Genomic DNA, 26010 nt, shown 5'->3' on the forward strand with positions numbered 1-26010 from the left:
CTATCTACACTTCTCAAACCTAACATTCTCTATACCGAGCAGGTGGGCGTACCTGAGCTGCGTCTCGGTCATCACCTTCAGAACATCTTCCTCGTCCTCTGGGTCTTCCATAACTATGGTTATCGTTTCCCTCCTGCTGCCTTCAGCCCTGACGCTGCAGATCGGCACCTGTAAGCTCTCTATCTCCTCCCTTAGCAGTGAAGGGAAGGCACCCCTCTTAACGAAGAGAACCCTGTCGTAAACCTTGCTTATTTTCAGGGAGAAGTCCTCGTACTTATCCTCCGATTCCCTCATGTACTTGTCCATGAGCTTGTTCAAAGGGTAGCCGTAGGAGTTTAGCTCGTCTATCTCACTTGCCCTCGCCCCTCTCCTCTGAATGACCCTGTCTATCTCATCAAGCCTCTTCTCAACCCGTTTCAGGTATTCCCTGTCTTTCCTGAACTCCTCCTCGGTTATCCCGAAGCTGAATCCAACCACCAGCACAAAGAGGAGCAGTTTAACCATCTTCACACCTCCTGAGTTTTTATGTATCAAGCCGTGCCACCTCTGACACGGGCTATCCTGTCCCTGAGCTCGGATAGCTTGACGAGAGCCTGAAGGGGCGTCATGTTCGCTATGTCCAGCGATAGGATCTCCTCCATCAACGACCTCTCCTCCTTCTCTTCAATCCTCTCCTCGGACTTCCTGAAGGTCTCTTCAAGTACCGGGAGGGTCTTATCCTCAAGGCTCATGAGTATCTCTCTCGCCCTCTCTATGAGGCTGTCCGGAAGTCCAGCCATCTTTGCCACCTCTATACCAAAGCTACCTTCGGCCTTACCCTCAAGGAGGGTGTAGAGAAAGACCACTCCGCTCTCCTCCTCGCTCACAGCCATGTGGTAGTTCTTTACCCCTCTGACCTTCCCTTCCAGCTCCGTTAGCTCCAAGAAGTGAGTTGCGACCAGAGTCCTTGAACCGAGCTCTCTGGATATGTGTTCAACTATCGCCTTGGAAATGGCTATACCGTCGTAGGTTGATGTCCCCCTGCCTATCTCGTCAAGCACTATCAGGCTCTTCTTCGTTGCATTTGAGAGCATACCAGCCACATCAAGCATCTCGTTCATGAAGGTTGATACGCCCATAGCGAGGATATCTCCCGAGCCGATGCGGGTGAATATGGCGTCAACGTTCCCTATGCTCGCTTTCTTCGCAGGTATGAAGCTGCCCATGTGGGAGAGGAGCACTAGCAGGGCGACCTGCCTTATGTAGCTGGACTTTCCCGCCATGTTTGGACCGGTTATCACGAGCAGAAACTCATCTTCGTTCATCAACGTGTCGTTGGGAACGTATCTCCTCGTGAAGGCGTCTATTACGGGGTGTCTTCCCTCCTCTATCCTTATATCAAAGCTGTCGTTCACCTCTGGTCTGACCCAGCCCCGCTGGTGTGCAACCTCGGCGAGGGACTGGACGTAGTCCACCTCACCTACGAGCTGGGCGTTTCTGCCTATCCTCTCCAGCTCAGTGTTTATCCTATCCCTCAGCTGAACAAATAGTTCGTACTCTATCTCGTTTATCCTGCTCTGGGCTGAGAGTATTCTCTCCTCAAGTCTGCTGAGCTCGTCCGTTATGAAACGCTCCGCATTTGAGAGGGTCTGTCTCCTGCGGAAGTACTCGGGGACGTACTTGAGGTTGGGTTTGGTCACCTCAACGTAGTAGCCCATGACCTTGTTGTATCCCACCTTCAGGCTTGATATACCCGTCTCCTCCTTCAGCCTGCGCTCGTAATCCCTCAAGAGCTTCCTGGCGTTGTCCCTCACGAAGCGTAGCTCGTCCAGGTACTCGTCAACCCCCTCCCTTATAAGTCCTCCGTCCTTCAGGTGCACGGGGGGTTCTTCCACCAGAACTCTGTCTATCTCCTCTGCGAGCTCCCTCAGGCTCTCCAGACTGCCGTATATGTCCCTGAACAGAGAGGAGTCCATATCCCTGAGCTCCTCCCTGAGCTCCTCTACCTTGAAGAGGGTGTTCTTGAGGTGCAGCACGTCCCGCGGTGAAGCCATGTTGGAACTCACCTTTGAGACGAGTCTCTCAAGGTCTGCCATATCGGAGAGTATCTCCCTCAGCTTCCGTCTCTTGTCTTCTTTTCTGAACAGCTCCTCAACGGCGTCCTGAACCTCCCTTATTCGCTCAACGTCTCTGAATGGGTTGAGTATGTGAAACCTCAGCCTCCTCCTTCCCATACCCGTAAGGGTCCTGTCAAGAACACCGAAGAGGGAGTAATCCTTCCTTCCCTCTATGCTCTCAAGGAGCTCAAGTCCCCTCCTCGCTTTAAGGTCTATCCTGACGAAACCCTCGTTCTGGAAAGGCTTAGGTTTTTTTATGAAGGGTGTAAAACCCTTCTGGGTGAGCTTCACGTACCTGTAAACAGCTCCCAGGGGCAGCAGAGCCTCTTCCTCGTCAAAGCCTAAGGTGCGGGCGTTGTAAGCCTTGAAGCTCTCCTTTACGAGCTCAGAACCCTCTTCGTAAAACTCTTCCTCCAGCTCCGTCAAGAACAGGTTCAGGGTCTTGACTATCTCTGCAGGCACCTCCTCTCCCTTTCTCACGAGGAGCTCCCTTATGTTGAACTTGGAAAGAAAGTCAAGGAGCTCTGTGTCCTGCACCTTTCCCCCCACGAAGTCTCCTACGGACAGGTTCAGATAGGCAACGTAGTAGGTTTTTCCCCTCTTGTGGAGGCAGGCGAGCCCTCCCGAGTCTTTCTCAAAGTGCGTTCCCGGAGTTATCACCCTGATAACTTCCCTTCTGACTATGCCCTTTGCCTTTGAGGGGTCTTCAACCTGCTCGCATATGGCTATCTTGAACCCCCTCTGGACTAATCTCCTTATGTAGCTGTCCGCGGAGTGGTAGGGAACGCCGCACATGGGTATTCTCTCCCTGCCCTTGCCGGCGGGTCTTGAAGTCAGGACTAAGTTGAGTTCCCTTGAACCCACGACCGCGTCGTCGTAAAAGAGCTCGTAAAAGTCACCCAGCCTGAAGAAGAGCAGACACTCAGGATACTCGTTCTTAAAGTAGTGGTACTGGGCGAGCATCGGTGTTAGCTCTGGGTTCTTCTCCGCCATCTCCTAAGAAGTTATATTAATACCCAATAGGGCTTCCTGAGAACGGACTTATCCTCTGAGGTATGTCTCAGTGCCATAATACCTGCCCATGAGTGTGACGTAGTTGAGTATCTTCTTGGCGTTCCTTATGCCCTTCAGGTCTTCGGGCTTTCTGAGGGCTCCCCTCAGCCTCCTGCTGACTATCTCCTTGGCTGCCTTTCTGCCTATCCCGGGCACCCTGAGGAGGGTTTCGTAGTCAGCCCTGTTGAGCTCAACGGGGAAAAAGTTAGGGTTCCTCTCCGCCCAAGCCTCCTTGGGGTCTTTCCCCTCGGGCAACCTACCCTCTTCAAAGGGTAGTTCCTCCCAGGAGAAGCCGTAGTCCCGTATGAGAAAGTCGGCCTGGTATAACCTGTGCTCCCTCTTCTTGGACTCAGGAGCTTTGTCCTCAAGGGGTGTCTCCCTCACCGGGAAGAAGGCGCTGTAATAAACCCTGTTGAGACCCACCTTGCGGTAAAGGTACTGGGAACTCTTCAGGAGCTCTTCGTCCGTCTCCCCGTTCACACCCACCATCACCTGCGTTATGTGGCTCTTCCCTTCGTAGTTCTCAAGGACTCTGCTGACCTGAACCATGTTGGGAAGTATCTCTTTCCTGAGGCTCTTCCCCCTCGCTATACCCTTCAGTCTTTCTTCGTTGGGTGCCTCTATGTTCATGGACACCCTGTTCGCCAGCCTGACCGCCTCTTCAAGGGTCTGGAGGCTCACACCCGGCATGAGCTTGAGGTGTATGTACCCCCTGTAGCCGTATCTCCTTCTCAGTATGCTCGCGGTGTCTATGAGCTTCTCCATAGTGACCTCCGGGTGGACGAATATACCTGAGGACAGGAACAAGCCCTGAACCCTTCCCTTCCTGTAAAGCTCCATAAAACCCCTCGCCAGCTCTTCGGGAGGTATGTACAGCCGGGGGGTTGAGTCCCTGTCCCTTCTGAAGACGCAGTAATCGCAGTTTTTGTCGCAGTAAGTTGACTGCATTACCTTGAGTATGGGCTTCTTGCCCCTCGGGGTGGAGGCGTTGTATATGCAACCTTCAAGCTCCGGTTCCCTCTCGCACTCAAACCTCGCGAGCTTTGACAGAAGCCTCAGCTTCTTCTGGGCGTCCATACCTACGAGTTTAAAGGATATTCCCCTTGAGCTATATCATCAACTTCAGGACGCTCGGGAATAAGCTTTAACCTACAAATTCTGGAGGAAAAGGATGGCAGACTTACAGGAGCTCGCCGTGAGCTTTGGAAAGTTCGTGGCAGAGAGGGACGAGATACAGATAGATGACATAACCGAGGATACGGTTGAGGAGGTTGTTCGGGAGTTTATCCGTCAGGTTCTGAAGGGCAAGAGCCTCTCCGAGGATGAGCTCGCCCTCGTCCATGTCGCTGTGGAGCACGGGCTCTTTGATGGAGCCACCGTGAACGAGATGGAAGGCTGAACTCCCTGATAAAATTAACTCTGTGGATGAGCTGAAGAGGTTAAGGGAGAAGATAGACCGCATAGACGAGGAGATCCTCCGTCTGCTGAACGAGAGGGCTAAGCTCGCCCGTGAGATAGGGGATATAAAGAAGAGGAACAACCTGGAGATACACGTCCCTGAGCGGGAGAGGGCTATCTTTGAGAAGATCCTCAGCCTGAACAGGGAGAAGTTCGGGGAGGAGTTCCCTTCGGAAGCCCTCGTCCACATATACAGGGAGATAATCTCCGCCTGTCTATCCCTTGAGAAACCCCTGAGGATAGCCTACCTGGGTCCAAAAGCCACCTTCACCCATCAGGCCGCCCTTGAGTACTTCGGTTTCTCGGCTCAGTACGTCCCCTGCGCCACCATAAGGGACGTCTTCGTGGAGGTTGAATCGGAGCGGACGGACTACGGCGTGGTTCCGGTGGAGAACACCATAGAGGGCGTGGTCAACTACACCCTTGACATGTTCCTTGAGAGCGAGCTGAAGATATCCGGTGAGGTCGTCATACCCATAAACCTCCACCTGCTCTCAAGCTCCGAAAGCCTGTCCGACATAAGGAGGGTCTACTCCCACAAGATGGCGCTCGGTCAGTGCAGGAGTTGGCTTGAGAAGAACCTCCCCGACGCCCAGCTCATAGAGACCGAGAGCACGGCAAAAGCCTGCGAGATAGCTCTGGAGGAGGAGGGGTCTGGTGCGGTTGCGAGCGAAGTGGCAAGCTACACCTATCACTTGAACATAGTGGCGAGCAACATACAGGAGAGTTCCGACAACTTCACACGCTTCCTGATAGTCTCAAAGAGGGAGATGAAGCCGACGGGCAAGGGCAAGACGAGCCTAATATTCGCCGTCAGAGACGAGCCCGGGGCGCTGTACAGAGCCCTTGAGGCTTTCTACGAGGAGGGGGTAAACCTGACGAAGATAGAGTCCAGACCGTCCCGCAGGAGGGCTTGGGATTACGTCTTCTTCGTTGACCTTGAGGGACACAGGGAGGACGAAAGGGTCAGGAGGGTTCTTAAGAAGCTCGGAGAGAGAACCCAGATGGTAAAGATACTCGGCTCCTACCCGCGGGCACTCCTCAGCGAGTAGTTACATACCCAGCAGAGCCTTCAGGTCTGCCAGTATAGCGTTGTAGTTGTATATCGCGCTCAGAAGAGAGAGCTTAGCCTGCTCGTAGCTCTGCCTCGCTTCAAGGAGCTCTATCTGTGAACCGACGCCTTCGGCGTACCTTTCCGTGGCAAAACGCAGGGACTCCTGAGAGGCGAGGAGCGTGTCTTCCCTCGCCTTAAGCTCCTCCTCGGCGCTCCTCAGCTGCGCAAGCAGGGACTCAAGCTCGTTCCTAAGTTTGTTCCTGGTGAACTCTATCTCCCTAAGAACCTTCTTACCCTCTATCCTCTCCTGCAAGACCCGTGCGCTCCTCTTGCTCCCGTCGTAGAGGGTGTAATCAAGGCGCAGCCCGAAGTTGTAGCCGTGTCTCGTGTCCTCCTTCAGCTGTCCCCCTTCAAAGTCCATGATGTTCTCAAAGTTGTAATTAAAGAAGGCTGATAGCTTCGGGTAGTAGTCGGACTTCCTGAGCTCAACGGTAGCCTGTCTGAGGCTGTACGTCTTTCTCAAGACCTTCAGCGTTGGATTCTTTTTCTCAAGCACCCCGAAGGGGTCCTTCAGCTCTATGCTCATCCTCCTGAACTCTCCTTCGGGTTCCAGCTCTCCGTCAACGCCCAGGAAGCTCCTGAGGCTGTTCAGAGACGTTTTGAGATCGCTCTCCGCCCTTATCAGGTCTGCCCTCGCCTGTCTGAGCTGAGCCCTCGCCCTCAGGAACTCGTACTTGGGGATTATCCCCCTCTCGTACTTCTCCTTGACGAGTGTGAAGTAGTCCTGCCAGTAACTCAGGGACTCCCTCTTCTCGGCAAGAACCTCCCTCTTCAAGAGAACAGCCCAGAAGAGCTTTTCTACTTCCGCGAGCAACCTTACCCTCACCTCGTCTGTAATAAGCTCCTGGAGCTCCCTGCTGAGCTTTGCCAGTCTGAGGGCTTTCCACACGCTCCTGTCAAAGAGGGGCTGGTTCAGGTTGAGGTTAACGAAGTACTTGTTCTCGGGCACGAAGGAAGATATGTAGTTCTTGTCCCAACGGGTGTAGGTGGCGCTAAGGACTACCGAGGGTAGCACGCTCCCCTTGACCTCCCTTATCCTCTCCTCCAGCCTCTTAAGCTCAAGTTCCGACTTCACGCTATCTATGTGGTTCTGGAGGGCGAGCCTCTTAGCTTCTTCCAAGGTCAGCCCCCAGCCCAGCGCTACGAGGAACAACAGCAGGAAGAGTCTCATCGCTCGGACACCTTAGCCCCTTCGTACAGGAACAGAAGTCCCTCAACCACGACTCTGTCTCCCTCTTTGAAATCACCCCTGACGAGAACCTTCCCCTCTTCGTGGGCTAAGACTTCAACGGGAAGCTTTGCCGCACGGGAATCCCTGACCACCCATACAAAGCTCTGCCTCTGGGAGAGCTGGACAGCCTGCTCTGGGAGCGAGACAGCCCTCACCTTCCTGTGGTTGAAGCTGACCTCCGCGTAAGAGTTCGGTCTTATGGCTTCTCCTTCGTTCCTGAGAAGAGCCTTAACGGTGAAGAGCCTGTTCTTGTCCGCCGAGGGTGATATGTAGCTGACCTCCGCCCTGAAGCTCCTTCCGTCCGCTACAACCTTCACCTCGCTACCTTTGCGGAGCACCTTCACAACCTCCTGGGGGACGCTGAAGACGAGGCGAAGGGGAGAGGTCTTGACCACCTCGTAGGTGTCCCTCTGGGGAGTCACGTAATCCCCCTTTTCCACAAACCTCCTGAGAACGTAGCCATCTATGGGACTCCTGAGGGTGGTCTTCTCCAGCTCCAGCCCTTTCCTCTCAAGTAAGGCTCTCAGGGATTCAACCTGTGCCGAGAGGGACTCAAGCTTGGTCTTGGACTCCTCAAACTCCTCCTTACTTATTAGCTCCTTCTCAAAGAGCTTCTTTCTCCGTTCGTAGACCGCCCTTACGTTGGCGAGCTCTCTCTCAGACTGGCGGAGCTTCCAGAGGGTCTCCTCGTAAGCAGCTCTGTAAAGGGAATCCTCTATCTTCAGAAGGGGTTCACCTTCCCTTACCCTGTCCCCTTCCTCAACGTAGAACCTTTCCACCCTGCCGCTGACCTCGGGTCGCACACGGAGGCTGTGGACTGGCTCAAAGAAACCGCTCGTCCTGAACTTGAGGTAGTGTTCACCGCTCTTAACAGGCTGGGTTCTAACCTGAAAGACCCTCTCCTTCCGGGCAGTCTTCTCCTCCTTCTTTGCGTCACAGGCGAGCAGAAGGGCTGTTAGGAGGAGAAGTAGGAGCGCTGACTGGCGGGTCATACGCATATTATAATCTCCCTATGTATAGGTTTTTCATAAATCGCCCCGTCACCACCTTCATGCTCATGCTCTCCTTCGTGATACTCGGTGTATACGCCTACAAGAATATAGCCGTTGATCGCTTTCCCGATGTGGACTTCCCTATGGTAACCATAAGCACGGTCTACAAAGGTGCTAACCCCTACGTGGTTGATACGACGGTGACAAGGGTGGTGGAGGAAGACCTCGCCAGCATAAGCGGTATAGACGCCATCATCTCCAAGAGCTACGCGGGGCTCTCCAGGGTAACGGTTATATTTGACCTTGATAAGGACATAGACGTAGCGGCTCAGGAGGTCAGGGACATAGCCCAGAGGGCTTTCAGAAGGCTGCCCCAGGGGGTTGACCCTCCCGTTGTGAGGAAGTTAAACACCTCCCTCGCTCCGATAATAGCGGTTCTCGTTCACGGAGATGCGGACTACGAGACGGTCTCCTTCTTTGCGGACAAGGTTGTCAAGAGGGAGTTTGAGAGGCTCAGGGGCGTGGGAGAGGTTCACATGGGCGGTTTCAGGGACAGGGTTATGTGGATAAGGATTGACCCCGAGAGGCTCCACGCGCGCAACCTGACAGTGGGAGACGTCATAGAGGCTTTTAAGAGGAACCATGTAGAGACGCCCGCAGGCGTGATCTACTCAAAGGACAGAGAGTACATACTCAGGATAGTAGGCAAGTTCAAGGACGCGAGCGAGCTGAACGAGCTCGTTATAAGGAACGGGGTCAGGCTCTCTGACGTGGGCGGTGCCGAGTTCTCCTACGAAGAAAGGAGGAACGCTGTAAGGTTCAACCTGAAGTCCGCTGTAGCCCTGATAATCTACAAGGAGAGCAAGTCCAACACAGTTGCCGCCGCTGAGAGGGTCTGGGCTAAGATTGAAGAGCTCCGTAAGATAGCGCCCAAGGGAGTGAAGATAGACGTAAACTACGACGCCTCCGTGTTCATAAAGAGGAGCATCAACGACGCTGTCCACGAGATAGTGGTGGGAAGCCTGCTGACAGCCCTCGTGGTGTTCCTATTCCTGGGGAGCGTCAGGTTCACCCTCATACCCGTGTCAGCCATACCCATCTCCATTCTGGGAACCGTCTTCGTCCTGCAGCTGACGGGTAACTCCCTCAACACTATGAGCCTCTTAGCCCTCGCCGTGGCCGTGGGCATAGTCATTGACGACGCCATAGTCGTCCTTGAGAGCATATACAGGAGGAACGAGGAAGGTCTCAGAGGAGTTCAGGCGGCGGAGAGGGGAACCCGCATAGTTATATTCGCATTGCTCGCCTCAACCTCTTCCCTGATAGTCATATTCCTTCCTGTGCTGTTCCTAAAGGGACCCATAGGGACTTTCTTCGGTGTATTTACCCTGTCCCTGATCACCGCGATAGCGGTCTCTTTCCTCGTATCGGTCTCCTTCACGCCCATGCTGTCCGCTCGCCTCGTTTCTTCAGGACATAAGAACCCCTTCATGCGTGCCTATGAGAGGTTTGAAGAGCTCTTTGACGTAGCCCTCAGGTGGTCCTTAGACCACAAGCTCGTGGTGCTGGCCTTTTCTGTTGGCTCTGTGGTGGTTGGCTTCCAGCTGGCTAAAGCTGTGAAGAAGGAGTTCTTCCCCCTCGTTGACGAGGGAAGGTTCATAGTGCGGTTTGAGACGCCCCTGGGCTCCTCCTTTGAGTTCACCAACGGGAAGGCAAAAGAGATAGAAAAGGTGCTCGTGAGCAACCCTCACGTCCTCAGGTACGGCATGGCTGTTGGGGAGGGTCTCGTCAGCCCAACGGTGAACGGGGGAATGTTCTTCGTAACTCTCAAGGACAGGAGGGAGAGACCCCACCAGAGGGAAGTCATGAACATGGTCAGGAGAGAGATAAGGAAGATAAAGGACGTCAGAGCTTCGGTTGATGTACCTTCCGTCATAGGAGCGCGCGGGGGCAGGCAGACGGACATACAGTACGTTGTCAGGGGAGACTCCCTTGAAGAGCTCGGCAGGATAGCGAGAAAGCTGAAGGCTTACCTTGACGAGGTAGGTGGTTACACGGACGTTGACACAGACATAAGGATCAACCAGCCCGAGGTCAGGATAACCATTGACAGGAACAGACTCTACGACCTGGGTCTGAGCGTGAAGGATGTGGGGGACACGCTGAACGCACTGTTTGGCAAGCTCTGGCTCGGGACATACGAGCTTGGCTCTGAGAGCTACGACGTCTACATCAAGGCGAGGGAGGGCTTCCTTAAAACGTACGAGAACCTGAACAGGGTTTACGTCAGGGGCAGGGACGGCGGTCTCGTTCCCATAACGTCAGTCGTGGAGTATGAGCTCGCACCGGGATACAGCGTGATAAACCGCTACAACAGGCAGTACTCCTTTATACTCTTCGCCAACCTCCAGGATAAGAGCCTAGGAACCGCCGTTGAGGAGATAGAAAACTTCTTAAGGAATACACTTCCACCGGGCTACACCTTCGAGCCCACCGGAGCGACCAAGGAGTTCAAGAGAGCCTTTGCCGGGCTCGCCCTCGCGCTGCTCGTCGCCGTCGTGGGAGTTTACATGGTTCTCGCTTCACTCTTTGAGAGCCTCTTGCACCCCTTCACAGTCATGCTCACCCTTCCCCTTGCCGTTGCAGGAGTCTTTGGACTCCTCTACCTGACCAATAACAGTCTTAGCGTCCCCTCTTACTTCGGGATAATCCTTTTGATAGGGATAGTTGCCCGGGATTCGGTGCTCTTTATAGAGAGGATAGTTCAGCTCAGGAAGGAGGGAGAGGGCGTAAGGGAGTCCATAATGAAGGCGAGAAAGGAGAGGCTCAGACCCATACTGATGACCACGCTGACGATAATGTTCGCCCTGCTTCCCGTAGCCTTTGGTCTCACGGAGGGTGCGGAGCTAAGGAAGCCTTTAGCTCTCTCGGTCATAGGTGGATTGATAACCGCTTTACCCCTGAGCCTCTTCGTTATACCCACCGTTTATGAGTTCTTTGAGGGTTTGAGACTCAAACTGAAGAGAGCTTAAGTACCGCCGCAGTCGGTCTCCTCCCGGTAGTAATTCAGGAGGGTTATATCAGAACCTTTCAGGTGCAGCCTTATCACCGCCCTCTCCTCTTCCTCGTAGCAGGCGGTTCCACCGTTCACGAAGTACTCATGGGCTGTAAGCCTATGCCCTCCAACTCTCCACTCCTCCCTGTAAGCCCAACCCGAGAGGGTTTCACCGTCTCCGGTCTTCACAGAGAAAGGCTCTATCCTTTTACTCCGGACACGCTCTCCATCAATCCCCTCCATACTGAGTATTAGAGGGTCTCTGCCGTCGGGGGAGTTGTCATAAAGGAGTGTGAAGTTCAGCTCAGGGCAGTTGACCTCTAACGTTCCGTAAGAACCTACGGGGTCGTCCACCACCGTGCAGGAACCAGCCCTCCTCTCCTCAACGAGAGCGGAGCAGGAAAGGACACTCGCCAGAAGTCCAAGGTAGATGACCTTAGTCAGCATGCTTTCTAAATATATGTCTTACACTCTTGTATAATTGCACTTGCGGAGGAAGGAGATATGTGGAGAGTTGTATATACAGGACAGAGACCTCACTATGAGAACATGGCTCTTGACCAGATAATGCTTGACCTCAAGTCAGAGGGTAAGATACCCAACACCATAAGGTTCCTCCAGTTCAAACCCGAGTGCGTTTTGGTGGGCTACCATCAGTCCGTAGAGGAAGAGATAAGGGAAGAGTACACCTCCAGAGAAGGTATAGACGTGGGAAGGAGGATAACAGGCGGTGGTGCCATATACTTTGACGAGACCCAGATAGGCTGGGAGGTGATAGCTGACAGAAGGGACTTTGGGAACCTCAGCTACGAGGAGATAACCCGTAAGATATGTGAGGCTGCGGCAAAAGCTCTCAACAAGTTGGGCATAAAGGCTGAGTTCAGACCCAGAAACGACATAGAGGTGGAAGGTAAGAAGATCTCAGGGACGGGAGGAGTCTTTGAAGGTAGCGCCTTCCTCTATCAGGGAACGGTGCTCGTGGACTTCAACGTGGAGAGGATGCTAAAGTCCCTCCAGATACCCGTTGAGAAGCTCACCTCCAAGGGCATAAAGGCTGCGGAGGACAGGGTCTCTTGGCTGAAGAAAGAGCTGGGAAGGATACCCGATAGAGAGGAGATATTCAAGGCGTTCGTGGAAGCCTTTGAGGAGGAGTTCGGCATAGAGACCCAGTGGGGAGACCTCACCGAGGAGGAGAAGAAGCTCTTAGAGGAGAAGAAGGGCTACTTCAGGAGCGAGGAGTGGGTCTATAACATCAAGCGTGCTCCCGATAGCTCAGAGGTTCTCTTCGGTATATACAGGTGTCCGGGTGGAACCTTCAGGGTCTCCGCCAAGGTGGACACGGAGAGAAACCTACTCCAGCAGGTGGTTATAAACGGCGACTTCTTCGTAAATCCCAAGAGGCTCATATACGACCTTGAGGCTTATCTCAAGCACACTCCCGTTCAGGACGTTGAGAAGAGGATAAGGGAGTTCTTTGAGGGCAAGGAGTTTGAGAGCGTTAACCTGAAGGTTGATGACTTCGTAGAGGCGGTCATGTTCCCGCTCAGAAAGTTAGAGGCTCAGGAGCTGGGGCTTAAAAAAAAAGAACTGAATAAGGTAATAGGAAGCATCGGGGGAGGGCTGAAGGAGAACATACAGAAGGCGAAGGTTATGCTCCTTCCCTACTGCGCAAAGCCCGCCTGGTGCGATTACAGACACACCGACGACTGCGGAGAGTGCGGTGGTTGCACCGTGGGAGACCTCTACCGTATGGCTTACGAGAGGGGTATGATACCCATTACCATAACCAGCTTTGAGATGCTCAGAGACACCCTCCAGTGGTGCGGTCAGAACGGCTACACCTACATAGGACACTGCTGTTACGAGTTCTACGAAAAGAGATACGAGATATTCAGAAAAGCCAAAGAGTGGGGGGCAAACGGCGTCCTAATAGATATAATCGGGACTACCTGCTACGACCTCGGCGTTGAAGAGGAAGAGAAAGCCTATCACGGAGAGTTTCAGGTAGAGCTTGACCTCTTTGTAGAAGATTCCGAGAAACTCCTCGCACCTCTCAAGAAGGTAGAAGATCAACACGAGAAGCAGAAGAGGGAAAGACCTAACCCTTCAGAACCTCTTAAGGAGTTCATACCCGAGTACTACAAGATACCCAAGGCGGTCTCCGGTCCCGAGGAGGATAGAACACGCCTGCCCATAGTCAAGGAGAAGGACAAGAACGTAGGCTTTATAAACGGCGAGAAGACCGAGTACGACAGAGCCCTTGATCTTGCGGTGGACATGCTCTTAAAGGCGGAAAGACCCACCATAATAGTGGGACCTCTGGTGCTCTGGAGCTGGAACGAGGAGGCGAGAAAGAAGGCAGAACTGGTCAGAAAGCTAAAAGACCTATTCCCGTATCTCAACGTTCACATACTCCCGGATTACAGACCCAAGAACAAGGAATTTGACCCTGCGAGGGAGATAGACCCGCCCAATCCTCACATATCCATACTCCACGGCAAACACGACCTAACCCTGATGCTGGGAGTCCACTGCTACAGAACGGACTTCGTAATAAGACTCCTCAGAAAACACACCGATACAAAGATAGTAACCTTGTGCAACCTATACGGACACCCGGAAGCGGACGTATCCCTGAGCGGTATGAACCCGGAAAAGTTAGAGAGGTTTGTCAAGAGGGCTCAAAAACTTCCCTCAGCCCGAGCCTAAAACCCTTTATGACCTTTGAGGAAACGGAGTCTTTTTCTCCTTCAAGACAGCCCTCATCGTGGAGCTGGTATCTGCCATTTCTAAGGGTTAGGACTTCAACGCATTTCATATCTGGATAGACAAGCCAGAACCCTTTAACGCCAAACCTTTCGTATATGGCTTTTTTGCGCACCGTATCCCTACCGAGGGTGGAAGGAGAGACTATCTCCACCATAAGGTCTGGAACGCCCATTATAGCTTTATCACCCACTATTTTTTTCTTTCTTCCGATATGAAGAGGATATCCGGCTGGAGGACGTTATTCTGGTCAAGAACCACGTCTATAGGTACATCGTAAACCACGCCGAGTTTTTTATTCTTTACATAATCCCACATAGCATAGGTTATGTTCCTTGAAACTGCCTGATGGTAGGGTGTTGGTGCAGGTGCTATGATAAGCTCTCCCTCTATAACCTCGTATCTTTTGCCGTCTCCGAGCTCAAGGTAGTCTTTGTAAGTCCAGAGCTTTTCCTTTGTGGTCATAGGACTAATTTAAAACACCATCATCACCCTGTAAACCACAAAGCCCATAAACCACGCCATCACGAAGCTGTATCCCAAGAAGAGTGTAGCCCTGATCTTGCCTATCTCCCTCACCATCACGGCGTAAGTCCCGAGACAAGAGGTGTATATGAGTATGAAGACCATAAACGCCATGGCACTTGCGGGCGTGAAGTCCTTTCTTATTAACTCTCTGAGTGTATCCTCACCCTCCTCTTCCACCTGCAGAGAGGTTATGCTCAGAGTCAGCATAGAACTGACCGCATCCTTAAATGCAAGCCCGAGACCTAACACCTGATCCTTCAAAGCCTCTGAGAACTTAAAATCCTCTTCTTCCTTAGGTTCAATCCCTTCCGCAGAAGTGTATATGGTTCCCATGGAGCTTATGACTATCTCCCTTGCGAGGAAGGCGGGTATCAGAGAGGTTGTAGCCTTCCAGTTGTCTATTCCCATGGGTTCAAAGATCGGGACGAGCGCCTTACCTATCCCACCCGCAACGCTGTCCGCAGGGTTCTTAACACCCGGAGGCAGGTTCAGGAGTAGCCATATCAAGATAGACGCTCCGAATATGAGCGTCCCAGCCCTGTAGAGGAAGTCTCTAACGTGAACCCAGATTATCGTGAGAACACTTTTTAGAGAAGGCAGTCTATAGGGCGGAAGCTCCATGACGAAGTGGATCATTGATCCCTTGTAAGCGGTCTTACGCAGGAGAAAGCCCGTCAGGAGAGCAACGAGTATTCCCAAAAGGTATAGGAATGTTATCACCAAAGCAGGGTTGTTCTTGAAGAATATTGAGACGAAGAAGGCAAAGACCACCAGCCTTGCAGGGCAGCTCATAAAGGGTATCATCATTATCACCAAGAGCTTGTCCCTCGTTGACTCCATTGTCCTCGTCGCCACTATGGCAGGGACGTTGCAACCAAAACCGAGTATCAGAGGTATAACGCTCTTTCCGTGAAGCCCTATCCGGTGCATGAACCTGTCCATCAGGAAGGCAACCCGTGGTATGTAGCCCGACATCTCAAGGAAGGTGATGAAGAAGTAAAGACTCGCTATCAGCGGAACAAAGGTGAGCACAAAGCCCACTCCACCAACCACCGCCTCCGCAAAGAACCTTAGGAACCATTCAGGCAGACCGAGTGCATTCAGGGCTGAGTAAGAGAGCGGAGCGAGGAAGTCGTTTATGAACCCATCTATCCAGTCCACGAAGGGAGAGGCGAAGTCAAAGGAGAACTTAAAGACGAGGTATATAACCCCTATGAATATCACAAAGCCCAGATAAGGGTGAAGGACGATCCGATCTACCGCATCCGTTATGTCCCTTGCGGAAACCCCCTTCTTCTTGACCACCTCCGCAAAAAGCCCGTGAGCGAAGGCGTATCTCTCATCGCTTATGAGGTCGTGAACCTTCTTACCTGCCTTTTCCTCCAGCTCCTTCTTTATATCCGAAAACTCTTCACCTTCGGTGATGTATTTGATGAGGTCGTGTTTGTTTACGTCTTTATTCGTTATCCTTTCGTAAACACTATTGAGACCCTCTTCCAAAACATCTCCGTAAACTATGGGCTTTGGTATGGCGTTGCTTTCGTAAGCTGAGACTACCGCAGGTAGTATGTCCTTTACCCCCACCCCAGTCCTACCTATCGTCTTGATCACCTTGGCTCCAAGGAGTTCCTCCATTCTCCTATCATCAACCTCTATGCCCAGCCGGTTAGCCTCGTCTATCATGTTCAGGACGACCACCATAGGCACACCGAACTCAAGTAATTCAGCGGTAAGGAGTAGGTTCCTCTCAATGTTGGGAGTTTCTATTATGTTGAGAATGACGTCGGGTTTTTCCTCTTCAAGGAAGTGAACCGCTATCCTCTCATCTTCAGATATGGGTTCAAGGGTGTATATACCCGGCAGGTCTATGAAGTGTATTTCGTAGTCATTGAACTTTACTACCGCTTCCTTCTTCTCAACCGTGACCCCAGGCCAGTTGCCGACCTTAAGGGAAGTCCCGGCTAATTGGTTGAGTATGGTGGTCTTTCCGACGTTGGGATTGCCTGCCACCGCGACCTTTATAACCTTTTTCATTCAAACACCTCAGAAAGATGTAAGCAATCCTAAGAGAACCCCGTAATCTACGAATGTAGTGTGCTCTGTAAGGGTTTTGTGGACACCTAACGCGATGTCCTTGTTAGGCTTGTGATGGTAAACCACGCCAGCAAGTATGTGCGTATCAAGGACTTGTATATCTCTGTCCTCTGGTCTCAGAACCTTCAGCTCTACTCCGTAGGATAGGACATCCCTGTATTCTTTGAATACGCCCAATATAACCCCGTATGAGTCCCTCAACTCCTCCACGTGCCCCGATTTAATATAAACTATGTTGGCGTTGTATATCGTTCCGCCCGCCTCAATCTCTCCTATTAGGTTCAGGTTGCCTGTCGTTTTACCGTAGCCTATGCCTTCCTTTCCGGTATCAAAGTTTATCTGGAGCAGGTAGCCAAACTTGAAATCTCTTTTGTATGGAACATGCTTCATGTAGAAGCCGGAGTCATTCAAGCCTTCAAGTTCACTGCCGTCATAGAACTTGCTGTAAGGGACAAAAACCGCCAAGTCAAGGTTTTTCTTCACTCCTACGGCGAGCTGGAATATATAATCCTGGTGGTAGGTTCCGTCGTAATACCTGAAATAGGTAAGGTTGTTCTCAAGCTCAAAGCCGAAAGGTCGCCCTATAGTCTGGGCATCTTCTCCCATAAAGGGGAAGTAGGCGTATGACTGAGTAACGAGCGTAAAGAGGAGCACAATTTTGAGACAAAATCTCAAAAAGGCACCAGAAAGAGGAGGCATAGTTAGGCGACTTCTATGAACCTGGCAAGGTCTCTATCTATTATCAGCCTTGAGTTATTTAGACGCAGCAGATAAACTCTACCGTTCTTGAGAAGGAGCTTAGCCCTCTTACCCTCTTTTAAACCCATAGCATACAGCTTTCTCATTATGGGGTTATCTTTGTCTCTGATGTGCTTTACAGTGAATTCCTGACCGAGCTGGAGCGCCTCCATGTTCATCCTAACTACCTCCTATTATGATATTAAGATACAATCTCAAAATTGGTTTGTCAACGTGTTTTGAGCCTGTAGAAAACTTCCTCTGATTACGGCGGGAAATAGGCAATGTGGGCGTATATCCACAACGGCACATTAGAACATGATAGACAACGTCCGGCTGGCGAGGATGTTTGAGAACCTTTCAACTCCACAACGGCACATTAGAACTAATAAAGCTGGTGAATATAGAGCCTTATTTGACGAACTTTCAACTCCACAACGGCACATTAGAACTATATGACACCTTTGCGTATAAAGCTGTTAGGTATATCCCGCTTTCAACTCCACAACGGCACATTAGAACAAGTGTATTAAAAATTTCTTAAGGAGGTAGTAGCTACTTTCAACTCCACAACGGCACATTAGAACCGCTTTATCCGTTTGGGTAATACGCTCAGCAAATTTCTTTCAACTCCACAACGGCACATTAGAACGAATACTGAGATACAAGTTCGTCCCCAAAGTTTTTACTTTCAACTCCACAACGGCACATTAGAACCAAGGAAAAATTTTTCTATCCCGTAATTGAGGAAAAAGACTTTCAACTCCACAACGGCACATTAGAACGAATGGGAAGGGCAACGGGTAAGGTTCGGGATATACACTTTCAACTCCACAACGGCACATTAGAACGTTCGTAAAGGGCTGTTCCTTTGACTATGTTCTTGGCCTTTCAACTCCACAACGGCACATTAGAACCCCAAACGAGCCGTCCAATAATATAAGCCAAATCAAAGAATTACGCAACACCCTGTCTTCGCAAATGAAGTTAATTTCCGAAAATCGTCAGTCCTGCAAAAAGGGTCAAAAATTAGGTGCTTCCAGCCCTTGCAAGTCAATAAGCTCAGAAGGGTATCATCAAGGCATCAAAACATCAAGGCATTTTGATGCACCATAAACCGCTACACCCTATTCAGTTGTCAAGGAGCCGGCAGGCTCTTACGTCCTGCTAATGCCTCTAATAGTATAGCATTATTAGTATGAGGAAAAAGAAAAGAGGCTACGTCAGAACTACTGTCTCCCTGCCCAAGGATGTGTGGGAAGAGCTGAGGATAGAAAGCATCAAGAAGAAGACCACCATGGGAGAGCTTATCGCCAAGAAGCTAAAGGAGTTAAAAGACCTTCGTTCCAAGCTAAACATGGTTGACCCCTAACCTTACAGGATATTGTCTGTCAGATCAGGCACGTCCGTAAGCAGTTGGCGCTCGTATTTGGCGCTGTCCTCAAGAACGTATATAATCACAGAATCCTTTTCTCTGTCCACCACCCTCAGTATCTCCGACTTCATTCTCTCCAGCTTGGACTTGGTCAGTTCTCCCTCAAAAACGGACTTCTGGACGTGAGTTATGTATCTTCTGACTATCTTCCTGACCTTGTTTAGCCTCTGCTGGTCTTTCGGTTCCTCCGTGGCTATGTCGTAAACGAGAATTACCTTCACCTTAAGCTCCTGTATATTAGAGGTTGATAGACCTTGTCTCCGACGAGGTGTTTTATTAGCTTGTAAAGCTCAAGCCTAATCAGACTACGGTGGGAAACCTTTCTCTTAAGCTTCCTGTGTTTTACGGTATTGTTCAAAAGCTGGTCAAGCTCCGAGAGGAATATCCTTGCCCCTTCTTTGCTGAGATAACACATGCCCGATTCGTTTACGAAGTGCTCTTCTTTTAGCTTTCCACTCCGAAGGAGTCTTAGTATGAGTCCGTCCGAAAGTATTGGCTTGAATATCTCCGCCACGTCCAGAGAAAGGGAGAACCTCTTTGTGGAGGGCTCGTGCAGGTAGCTGATGGTGGGATTGAGCTGAGTGAAGTATATCTCCCCCAAGACCTTGGCATAGACGAGGGAGTTTCCGAAGGAGATGAGGGCGTTGAGCGGATTCTGAGGAGGTCTCTTGCTCCTTGTTCCGAATTCAAGACCCGTCATCTTCTCAAGCTCCGTGTAGCATCTCTTCCTGAAGTCTCCCTCCACGCTCATGACGTCTTCTACAGTCTTGCATTCAGCGAGCCTTTTAAGGTAATCCTCTGCCTCAAGCTTGTATATGTCCGAAAGGTTCTCAATAGCTCCGAGGACGAAGGACTTGGCGAGGAAAAGCCTCTTCTCGTAGTCAAGATAGTGTTCGGACTGCCTGATTACCAGAAATCCTGATACGTTGGTCTCCCTCGGATAGAAACTCCCAGTATAAAAGCCGTAGCGGTTGAACAGGTGCAGAGCCACGCCTTTCCCAGCCATCAGCTTGAGAACCTTTGAGGTCAGAGAAACCTCTGCCAGCACGAAAATCTCATCTATATCCTCAATAGGTATAACCTTCCTCACCTCGGAGTTCTGAAAGAGAACGGTGTCCTCCTTTCTCTTTATACTGCCGTCGCTCAGGATAAAGTAGCTCCTACCCATAGCAGAATTCGTAGTAAGCACACTTCTTGCAGTAAGGCTTATCTATCACCTTCGGTGGAGTGTGAAGGGAGAGAACCTCTTCTATGCGGGACAGAACGCTTTCCAGTTCCCTTATGTCCTCCTCCGACAGATCCACCCTCTCTATTTTCCTCAACCTCGGATAGTGCAGAAGTCCGTGTGAGACCAGAACGCCTTTGCTCTTGAGATAGAAGACGTAATACTTGACCTGCAATATATGAGCCTCTTCCAGAGCCTTTGAGCTTTTGACCTCGTGAACAACTACACCTTCCTCAGAGGTTATGAAGTCAATACTCACGTTCTCGTCCGAAAAGCCCTCCTCACGCTTGAAGCTCTCCTCGTCTAAGAACTTTCCCAGAGCCACCCTGTCTGAGGCGTGTTCCATCGTAATCCCCTTGGAAAAGAGCCACAGCTTCCTCGGGCAGACCACAGCGTAGGCAACCTGAGTGCCTTTGAACTTAAGCTCCTTCTTCTCCTCAGAGGATATTACCCCCACCCTCTCCCTCCACAAAACCCGTCTCTGATGAGTAGTTCCCGCTTGCCCAGAAAATCCCCTTAAGACCCCTTACAGGCTGAAGTCTTACCTCCCGATAGTAAGGCAAACTGAAAGTGTATCCCAGCACCTCCGAGAAAAGCTCCAATTTCCTGATCGTATCCCTCTCCTGCAGGTATTCCTCCACCAGAGGCTCCACCTCCCCTCTGAAGACCTCAGGGATAACCACCTCGCTCAGGACGTCACGGAACATCTCCTGAGCTTCCCTCTTGTTGAAGAACTTTTCCCTTAGCACCCAGAGGTCGTCTATGTATCTCTTAGCCTCTTCGTATTTGCTGATGTATTCCCTGTCCCTTTCTTCAAGAGCAGAGTAAACCTCCTCCACAAAGCCCAGCTTCCACTCCTCATCAATCAAGCCTTCTTTGAGCTTCTCCTTGGTTATCTCGTGAATGCTCTTTCTGTAAACATTACCTATACCCGAACACTCTTCGGTAAACACAAAAACATTTGGCTCGTCCACCGGCTTTACTCCCTTCCTGTTCTCCCTTCCCATCCTCTGCAGGAGCGAGTCTGCAGTGGAGAGCTCTGTTATCAGAAAGTCCGCATCAAGGTCAAGGGAGACCTCCGCGATCTGAGTTGTTATCCACAGACCTTTTTCCTCAGAGTCAAAGAAGTCCTTTATCTCCTCCTCTTTCTTTTTTCTGTCTTTTTGAATAAACCATGAATGCAAAACCTCTCCCACCCCAAGAGCCTCTTTCAGCTCCAGAGCTTTAGTCCGTGTGTTGGTTATCACGAGGGCTTTACCCCTTTCGGAGAGGCTCTTTATTAACTTCAGCCCTTCCCCGCTTGTGATGGACATTGGGATCAGTTTTACGTTGTGCCTGACGGTATCCGTTATAAATCTACCCTCCTTGAGGTCTATACCTTGCAGGTCTCTGCGAACGTAGGAGGGAAGAGTTGCGGTCATCACCATTACCTTTCCGCCGAATTGGTGAGCCTTTTCTATCGCCTTCACCAGAAACCCGAGCGTCTGAGGTTCAAAGAGCTGGACTTCGTCAATCACCACCCTTGAGTAAGAGAACAGAGATAGAAACTTCTCAAAACCCTTAGGTCTGAAGACAAAGGGAAAGAGCTGGTCGGGAGTGGAGACTATCAGAGGCTTGGCAAAGTTCTTTGTCAGGAATATGTCGCTGACGATGGTGCTCTTGTCAAAGTTCCTCCTGTCTTCGGAGTTTTCAAGTAAAAACAAAGGTGCAGTGGAGTGCAGAAGCCCTACCTCTTCTTCGGAGAACACCTCCCTCGCCCTGCCGAATATGGCGTTTGCGGAGGTTCTGATAGGAATGGTGAAAAAGCCCTTGTCCTTGAGGAAGATAAAGCCCGCCTCCGTTTTTCCGTATCCCGTGGATGCGACCACGAGAAGGTTATCTTCTCTGTTTTCTAAGACAAACTTCTGGAGGTCGTTCAGCTCGCTGTTCTTTTTGGCAAGAAGGTAGTTCTTAACCCTCTCCTCGCTGTCTCTTAATCTTTTAATCTCCACGCTCGCACCGTGCTTTGAACTGCTGGCGTGGTCAATTCTCAGAAGAAAACCTTTAAGCAATGTGTAAAAGCGTGTGAACTCTTTTCCCTCCCTCTCCTCCAGCCTTTTGACCGCCTCCCACTCGGGCTGCTTGAGTATCCTCTTATGGCTCAAGTCCAGACTTTTGCCGAACTCCTCCTTGAGAACTCTCTCAACCTTATCTATGTTGTCACTTAAGGTTCGTAATCGTGGTGGTGGAGTATCGCAAGAGACACAAGCGTTTTTAGAGCCTTGTCCCCAATATCCGGCAAAAATGCGGGAGACAAGAGGTTGTGCTTGACCTCCGGCAGGGAAGTTTTAATCTTCTTAAAATCGGGATTACCTACCTTCTTCTGAAACCGGCAGTGGAGTTTCCCGTAGTCGTGATACTCGCAGGCAAGCTCAAGGGCTTTCCAGAAGGTTTCCCTCTCCTCAGGTTCAAGAGCGTCCTCTATCAGCTCGCCGTAGAGCTCTTGCAGTAATCTCAGGTTCTCCAGCAGTTTATCGGTATGCTCTCTTATGGTCGTACCGTCGGACTTAGCCCAGAGGGCGGAGAGAGCGGTAGACTCCACCTCACAACCCCTCTGTCTTTTTGCTCTTTTCCCTTATGTATTTCCTGTAGTAAGCCTCATCGCTTTTCTCCGCTTTCCTGTCCAAGGGAGTGTGAACGTAAAGGATATAGGTTGATCTACCTACCCATGGGCAGTACAGTTCAAGCTTAACATTCCCGAACCTCCAAACGGCTTCCCCATCGGACAGCCATGGCTTTCTGTAGGATGAAGGTTTCCCATATTTGGCTTTCAGCTGGTCAAAGTATAGGTAGAAGGTATTCTTCTGCATGTCCTCGCTAAAGGTGTAAACAATCTTAAACAAGGTGCCTTTGTAAAACCAGAATACGGCCTCACTGAGTTTATCAAGGTTTATACCAGAAATGGCGTAACCTGTTACATCCGGGTTAGTTATATCTGCTTCTATGATCCTGTAGCCTGACTTCTCTATATTCCAACCCTTTTGCTTTACCACCTTTAGAAACTCCTTCTCGGTTGTTTTACCCAGCTCAAGCCCAAAGGGAGCAGGCGGTTTGGCGAAAGAAAGAATAAACCAACTCAAAAGAAGAAAAACCACAGCTCTAACCATCACTCCACCTCCTCTTTACCTTTCCCATTCAACCCTATCAAAAAGGCGTAGGCTATCCTGTTAAAGCTCCCATCCTTGAGAGCTTCTACGAAGACGTAAGGTATCTCCCTCTCAGCCTCAAGGTAGGCACGTATGAGGTTCTGCTGGAAGGCGTCCGTGTCCCTTCTACGTATGGCGTCAAGGAGTCTGTAAGAAATCCCCTCTATCTTTCTGTTTGCCTTCTCCTTGCCCATGCTTTGCTCGTAGGTGTTCTTAAGAGTCAAGCCCTCGCTGTAAGCCCAATTAACCTGCTTGCTAACTCTCTCTCTGTCTTCCATCTCCAACACCTCCTGAAATTTGATGAAGTAGGTCAAGCCAAAAGGCAGATAACTTTTAAAGCCCATGCCACTCTTTATTAGCTGGGCATTTCTACCACTCAGTCTTTTATAACGCTGTTTATAAAAGAATCCTGACAGTATTTTGTATATGAAATCGTAAAGACTCCTGCCGGAGTAAACGTATTCAAGAAAGACCTCAAAGAGGTTGTTAAAGACTTGCGGATATTTGTCTATGTTTTCCTTTATAGCGCTCGCCAGCCTCGGAGTTATACTGAGCGTATAAATATTGGACTGAGCGTCCCCCACCTTCTCAATCTCAACGATGTAGATGTTCCTGAGAATCCAGTCCGCCTTCCTACCTGCGAGTATCTTTGATGCCTCAACGATTGTCCTGTTCATAAATGACCGAAGGTCTGTTTCGGCTCTTAGAAGGTCGTTCATTCTCTTGGTGTTCTCAAGGTCTGGGAGATACACGAACAGATAAGTCCTCGCAGGCGTTCTATGAAAGCCGAAGGCTGAGAAGTATAAGAATATCTCACACTCGGGACAGAGATACATGTTGCTTTTGCCTTCCCAGAAGAAGTTCTCTACCGTATCAAGACTGGCGGCGAGCGGCGTGAAGTTGGTTGCATCAAGGACTTTGACCTTGCCCTTCTTTATGTAAGCGTGCCTCTCTTTGCAGAAGTAGCAGACCTTTTTGCTCTTTTGATAGTTGAGGATCTCTGAGAACTTCTCTCTTACGAACTCTGCTATAAGCTTTTTACCTTCCGAGAATAGCTGTTGTATATCTTCTTCCTGTTCTAAAAGTACGTTGAAAGCCTCACCTACCTTCTTAGTTCCCGATGGATTGGTAAGAGGGCTGTTGGAGAAGAAGTCGTTTATCTTTTCATACACAACCGTGTTGTATAGGTTGAACTTCTCCTTCCTTTTCTCCAAAATCTCCCTGAACCTTTCAAGGCTGAGGTCTCTGAGCAGGTATTGGCTGTAAATCTCCGGCAGCTTCTCAAAAACTTCCTCATCAAGTTCTATGGTGTTCCCTTTTACGAAATCCTCCCACCTGTATCCCGTATTCTCCAAAGCTCTCAAAAGTCCTACACCCGCAGAGGCGGTAAGCCAGCTGTCTGCGTAAAACCTCACACCCATACCACGTCCCCCTCCCTATCAACAAGGAGCCTACCCTCCACTATGCTGGACTTAGGCAGGAAATACACCCGCTCCCACCGGTAGGTTTTCTCCTCACCTACCTCGTAAAAAGAAGGCAGGCGGAAAGGCACACCGGTTTGGTCAAAGAGCCGATACTTTGACTCGGGAACGAAAGCTAAGTATGTCGTCTCAAGTTCAACCTCTCTTTCCTCCACCTCTACTCTTCTCGGATTCTTTATCCACACAGGATACTCTCCTCCTCCCAGAAACAGGTACACCTTCGGTTTCTGTAAAGCTTTAATGAAACTGCCGATAATCTCACCCTCTCCCAATAGGTGAACCACACAGCGTAGGTTATAAAGCCTTGGCACTTCAAGAGGCAGAACCGCAATCTCCTTATCTTTGCGGTTATATTTCCTGAACCTTATATAGTCCCTAAATATCGCCTCGTAGTCCCCCTGAACCGAGATAGAAAACTCCTCGCCTCCCCACTTCCTGCCCAGAGCTGTGTATAGAAGTCCTATCACGGTAGAGTAAGGCGGGAGAGGGTAGGTCTCTATACCCTTCAGAGAAAACGGCGTTTTGAAGGTGGCGCAGGGAGAATATAGCTCAAACTTCAGACACTCCATAGTACTCCCTCACCTGTTCTTTGAGCCTCTTGAACGCTTCAGCAACCGACCCGGCGCCGAGAGCTTCCCTTATATCCTCCTCGTTTCCGAAGACCCCGGAAAGCATGCCCACAACAGCCTCTTCTCCTTCCGGCAGGTAGTCGTAGCTTTCACTTAGCCTTTGTGTGTTTAGCCAGAGCTTGTCCCTGTCCTCCACAGCCTCCACGCCTTCCATGAAGAAGGGATGCTTCACGCTGAAGACACCTCCCACTACGAATACGGGAGATAGGTTCTCCCACCTTCCCTTTATCTGACGGTTGAGCGTCTTGATTATCTCCAGCAGCTCAAGGACTCTCTTTGCCTTCTCTTTGTTGTCCAGAACATCTTCGGTCGTTCCATCCTCCTTCTCCCACACCCCAACCCTGTCAAGGTCAACGGTTACGGTGTAAAGGTAGTGAGAGGTGTGTTCTTCCGAGTTAGCTATCGCCTGCTCAGGCTTGTCTTCCACATGCTTTATGTATCTGTTGTAGGCGTCTATGTTGTTGAGGAAGTTCATGTCGCCCGAAAACTGAGAAATTGAGAAAGCGTAGGTCACCTTAACGGGACACACCCTTTTTACACTGTCGCCATAGCTAAGCTTGACCTTCTTGTCGGTCTTGAGGTTAGTAAAGAGTCCCCCGAAGAGGTCAAACTCCTCGTAATCCTTGACAAGAGCCTCGCCGAAGGAATCCACATCCAGAGTGCTGTTTTCGGTGTTCTTGGCAACGTACTCCTTTAACCTCTCGTCCAGCAGTCTCCAGCCCTTCTCTTCTTTACCCTTCCTGCGCATATCATACTTGAGCGCCTTGTCAGATACGAAGGTCTTCTGAGAGCCGTCTCCCAAAGAGAGCTTCTTGAGAACAGACACGTTCCCCACACTCTCGCCATAGTTAAGGCTGGTCGCTTTGGCGGTAATGATAGTTAGCGTTAATCCTCCCATGCTTTTTACCTCCTTGTTTATGTAATAACGCT

25 protein-coding genes and 1 CRISPR repeat array are annotated in these 26010 nt (G+C 50.6%); of the genes, 5 read left to right on the forward strand and 20 right to left on the reverse strand.

Annotated features, from left to right (window positions below):
* Genes HG1285_RS13010 through HG1285_RS13000 form a run of 3 tightly spaced genes read right to left on the reverse strand, consistent with a single transcriptional unit; the run spans position 1 to position 4226 of the window.
* Positions 1 to 504, reverse strand: coding sequence for a hypothetical protein (locus HG1285_RS13010; protein ID WP_008286656.1), 504 nt, complete (start codon positions 502 to 504; stop codon positions 1 to 3).
* A gap of 26 nt (positions 505 to 530) precedes the next feature.
* On the reverse strand, positions 531 to 3089 hold the full coding sequence (gene mutS / locus HG1285_RS13005; protein WP_008286657.1) for a DNA mismatch repair protein MutS: 2559 nt from the start codon (positions 3087 to 3089) through the stop codon (positions 531 to 533).
* A 48-nt stretch (positions 3090 to 3137) separates the two neighbouring features.
* Complete coding sequence (locus HG1285_RS13000; protein WP_008286658.1) at positions 3138 to 4226, reverse strand: radical SAM protein; 1089 nt, start codon at positions 4224 to 4226, stop codon at positions 3138 to 3140.
* A 94-nt stretch (positions 4227 to 4320) separates the two neighbouring features.
* On the opposite strand from HG1285_RS13000, the gene HG1285_RS12995 reads away from it, so the two are divergent.
* Together HG1285_RS12995 and pheA are read left to right on the forward strand one after the other, a co-directional pair.
* Positions 4321 to 4548, forward strand: a complete 228-nt coding sequence (locus HG1285_RS12995; RefSeq protein ID WP_008286659.1) for a hypothetical protein — start codon at positions 4321 to 4323, stop codon at positions 4546 to 4548.
* Positions 4549 to 4570: 22 nt separating this feature from the next.
* Positions 4571 to 5659, forward strand: a complete 1089-nt coding sequence (gene pheA, locus HG1285_RS12990) for a prephenate dehydratase (RefSeq protein WP_008286660.1) — start codon at positions 4571 to 4573, stop codon at positions 5657 to 5659.
* Here the strand turns inward: pheA and HG1285_RS12985 are convergent, their stop codons facing one another.
* Together HG1285_RS12985 and HG1285_RS12980 are read right to left on the reverse strand one after the other, a co-directional pair.
* Entirely contained in the window at positions 5660 to 6892 is a 1233-nt protein-coding gene (locus HG1285_RS12985; protein ID WP_008286661.1) for a TolC family protein, read from the reverse strand.
* Positions 6889 to 7950 carry an efflux RND transporter periplasmic adaptor subunit gene (locus HG1285_RS12980; RefSeq protein WP_032496393.1) on the reverse strand — a complete coding sequence of 354 codons (1062 nt, stop codon included), beginning with the start codon at positions 7948 to 7950 and terminating at the stop codon, positions 6889 to 6891. The genes HG1285_RS12985 and HG1285_RS12980 overlap by 4 nt, the downstream gene beginning before the upstream one ends.
* A gap of 14 nt (positions 7951 to 7964) precedes the next feature.
* Between HG1285_RS12980 and HG1285_RS12975 the strand changes: the two genes are divergently transcribed.
* The gene (locus HG1285_RS12975; RefSeq protein WP_032496394.1) at positions 7965 to 10976 is read left to right on the forward strand and encodes an efflux RND transporter permease subunit; all 3012 of its coding nucleotides are present in this window, start codon (positions 7965 to 7967) and stop codon (positions 10974 to 10976) included.
* Here the strand turns inward: HG1285_RS12975 and HG1285_RS12970 are convergent.
* Positions 10973 to 11446: a hypothetical protein gene (locus HG1285_RS12970; RefSeq protein WP_008286664.1), complete on the reverse strand. Its 474-nt coding sequence runs from the start codon at positions 11444 to 11446 to the stop codon at positions 10973 to 10975. The genes HG1285_RS12975 and HG1285_RS12970 overlap by 4 nt on opposite strands.
* A 57-nt stretch (positions 11447 to 11503) precedes the next feature.
* Between HG1285_RS12970 and HG1285_RS12965 the strand changes: the two genes are divergently transcribed.
* Positions 11504 to 13708 carry a carbon monoxide dehydrogenase beta subunit family protein gene (locus HG1285_RS12965; protein WP_008286665.1) on the forward strand — a complete coding sequence of 735 codons (2205 nt, stop codon included), beginning with the start codon at positions 11504 to 11506 and terminating at the stop codon, positions 13706 to 13708.
* Here the strand turns inward: HG1285_RS12965 and HG1285_RS20450 are convergent.
* The 5 genes from HG1285_RS20450 to HG1285_RS12955 are packed head-to-tail and all read right to left on the reverse strand — an operon-like array spanning position 13671 to position 17304.
* Positions 13671 to 13958 carry a Uma2 family endonuclease gene (locus HG1285_RS20450; RefSeq protein ID WP_008286666.1) on the reverse strand — a complete coding sequence of 96 codons (288 nt, stop codon included), beginning with the start codon at positions 13956 to 13958 and terminating at the stop codon, positions 13671 to 13673. The two genes, HG1285_RS12965 and HG1285_RS20450, sit on opposite strands and share 38 nt — an antisense overlap.
* Entirely contained in the window at positions 13958 to 14230 is a 273-nt protein-coding gene (locus HG1285_RS20455; protein ID WP_008286667.1) for a Uma2 family endonuclease, read from the reverse strand. Before HG1285_RS20455 ends, HG1285_RS20450 begins: the two co-directional genes overlap by 1 nt.
* Positions 14231 to 14239: 9 nt before the next feature.
* The gene (feoB, locus tag HG1285_RS12960) at positions 14240 to 16327 is read right to left on the reverse strand and encodes a ferrous iron transport protein B (RefSeq protein ID WP_008286668.1); all 2088 of its coding nucleotides are present in this window, start codon (positions 16325 to 16327) and stop codon (positions 14240 to 14242) included.
* A gap of 9 nt (positions 16328 to 16336) precedes the next feature.
* On the reverse strand, positions 16337 to 17041 hold the full coding sequence (locus tag HG1285_RS17215) for a hypothetical protein (protein ID WP_008286669.1): 705 nt from the start codon (positions 17039 to 17041) through the stop codon (positions 16337 to 16339).
* A gap of 47 nt (positions 17042 to 17088) precedes the next feature.
* Complete coding sequence (locus HG1285_RS12955) at positions 17089 to 17304, reverse strand: FeoA family protein (protein WP_008286670.1); 216 nt, start codon at positions 17302 to 17304, stop codon at positions 17089 to 17091.
* A gap of 110 nt (positions 17305 to 17414) precedes the next feature.
* Positions 17415 to 18042: direct repeats of the CRISPR family, unit length 29 nt; unit sequence CTTTCAACTCCACAACGGCACATTAGAAC.
* Positions 18043 to 18323: 281 nt separating this feature from the next.
* On the opposite strand from HG1285_RS12955, the gene HG1285_RS12950 reads away from it, so the two are divergent.
* A complete protein-coding gene (locus HG1285_RS12950; RefSeq protein WP_008286671.1) occupies positions 18324 to 18497 on the forward strand; it encodes a hypothetical protein in 174 nt (57 codons plus the stop codon).
* Between the two features lie 2 nt (positions 18498 to 18499).
* On the opposite strand, the gene cas2 is transcribed toward HG1285_RS12950, so the two are convergent.
* The 9 genes from cas2 to cas7i are packed head-to-tail and all read right to left on the reverse strand — an operon-like array spanning position 18500 to position 25978.
* Positions 18500 to 18781: a CRISPR-associated endonuclease Cas2 gene (gene cas2 / locus HG1285_RS12945; RefSeq protein ID WP_008286672.1), complete on the reverse strand. Its 282-nt coding sequence runs from the start codon at positions 18779 to 18781 to the stop codon at positions 18500 to 18502.
* Complete coding sequence (gene cas1b, locus HG1285_RS12940; protein ID WP_232219454.1) at positions 18778 to 19749, reverse strand: type I-B CRISPR-associated endonuclease Cas1b; 972 nt, start codon at positions 19747 to 19749, stop codon at positions 18778 to 18780. Before cas1b ends, cas2 begins: the two co-directional genes overlap by 4 nt.
* Entirely contained in the window at positions 19721 to 20242 is a 522-nt protein-coding gene (gene cas4 / locus HG1285_RS12935) for a CRISPR-associated protein Cas4 (RefSeq protein ID WP_008286674.1), read from the reverse strand. The genes cas1b and cas4 overlap by 29 nt, the downstream gene beginning before the upstream one ends.
* Positions 20223 to 21929, reverse strand: a complete 1707-nt coding sequence (gene cas3 / locus HG1285_RS18095) for a CRISPR-associated helicase Cas3' (protein ID WP_008286675.1) — start codon at positions 21927 to 21929, stop codon at positions 20223 to 20225. Before cas3 ends, cas4 begins: the two co-directional genes overlap by 20 nt.
* A 59-nt stretch (positions 21930 to 21988) precedes the next feature.
* On the reverse strand, positions 21989 to 22366 hold the full coding sequence (locus HG1285_RS18705) for a CRISPR-associated endonuclease Cas3'' (RefSeq protein WP_008286676.1): 378 nt from the start codon (positions 22364 to 22366) through the stop codon (positions 21989 to 21991).
* Position 22367: 1 nt separating this feature from the next.
* Positions 22368 to 22931, reverse strand: a complete 564-nt coding sequence (locus HG1285_RS12930; RefSeq protein WP_008286677.1) for a hypothetical protein — start codon at positions 22929 to 22931, stop codon at positions 22368 to 22370.
* A complete protein-coding gene (gene cas8a1 / locus HG1285_RS12925; protein ID WP_008286678.1) occupies positions 22931 to 24391 on the reverse strand; it encodes a type I-B CRISPR-associated protein Cas8b1/Cst1 in 1461 nt (486 codons plus the stop codon). The genes HG1285_RS12930 and cas8a1 overlap by 1 nt, the downstream gene beginning before the upstream one ends.
* Positions 24382 to 25020: a type I-B CRISPR-associated protein Cas5b gene (gene cas5b, locus HG1285_RS12920; protein WP_008286679.1), complete on the reverse strand. Its 639-nt coding sequence runs from the start codon at positions 25018 to 25020 to the stop codon at positions 24382 to 24384. Before cas5b ends, cas8a1 begins: the two co-directional genes overlap by 10 nt.
* On the reverse strand, positions 25001 to 25978 hold the full coding sequence (cas7i, locus tag HG1285_RS12915) for a type I-B CRISPR-associated protein Cas7/Cst2/DevR (RefSeq protein ID WP_008286680.1): 978 nt from the start codon (positions 25976 to 25978) through the stop codon (positions 25001 to 25003). The genes cas5b and cas7i overlap by 20 nt, the downstream gene beginning before the upstream one ends.
* Between the last annotated feature and the right edge of the window lie 32 nt (positions 25979 to 26010).

The organism is Hydrogenivirga sp. 128-5-R1-1, from assembly GCF_000171895.1.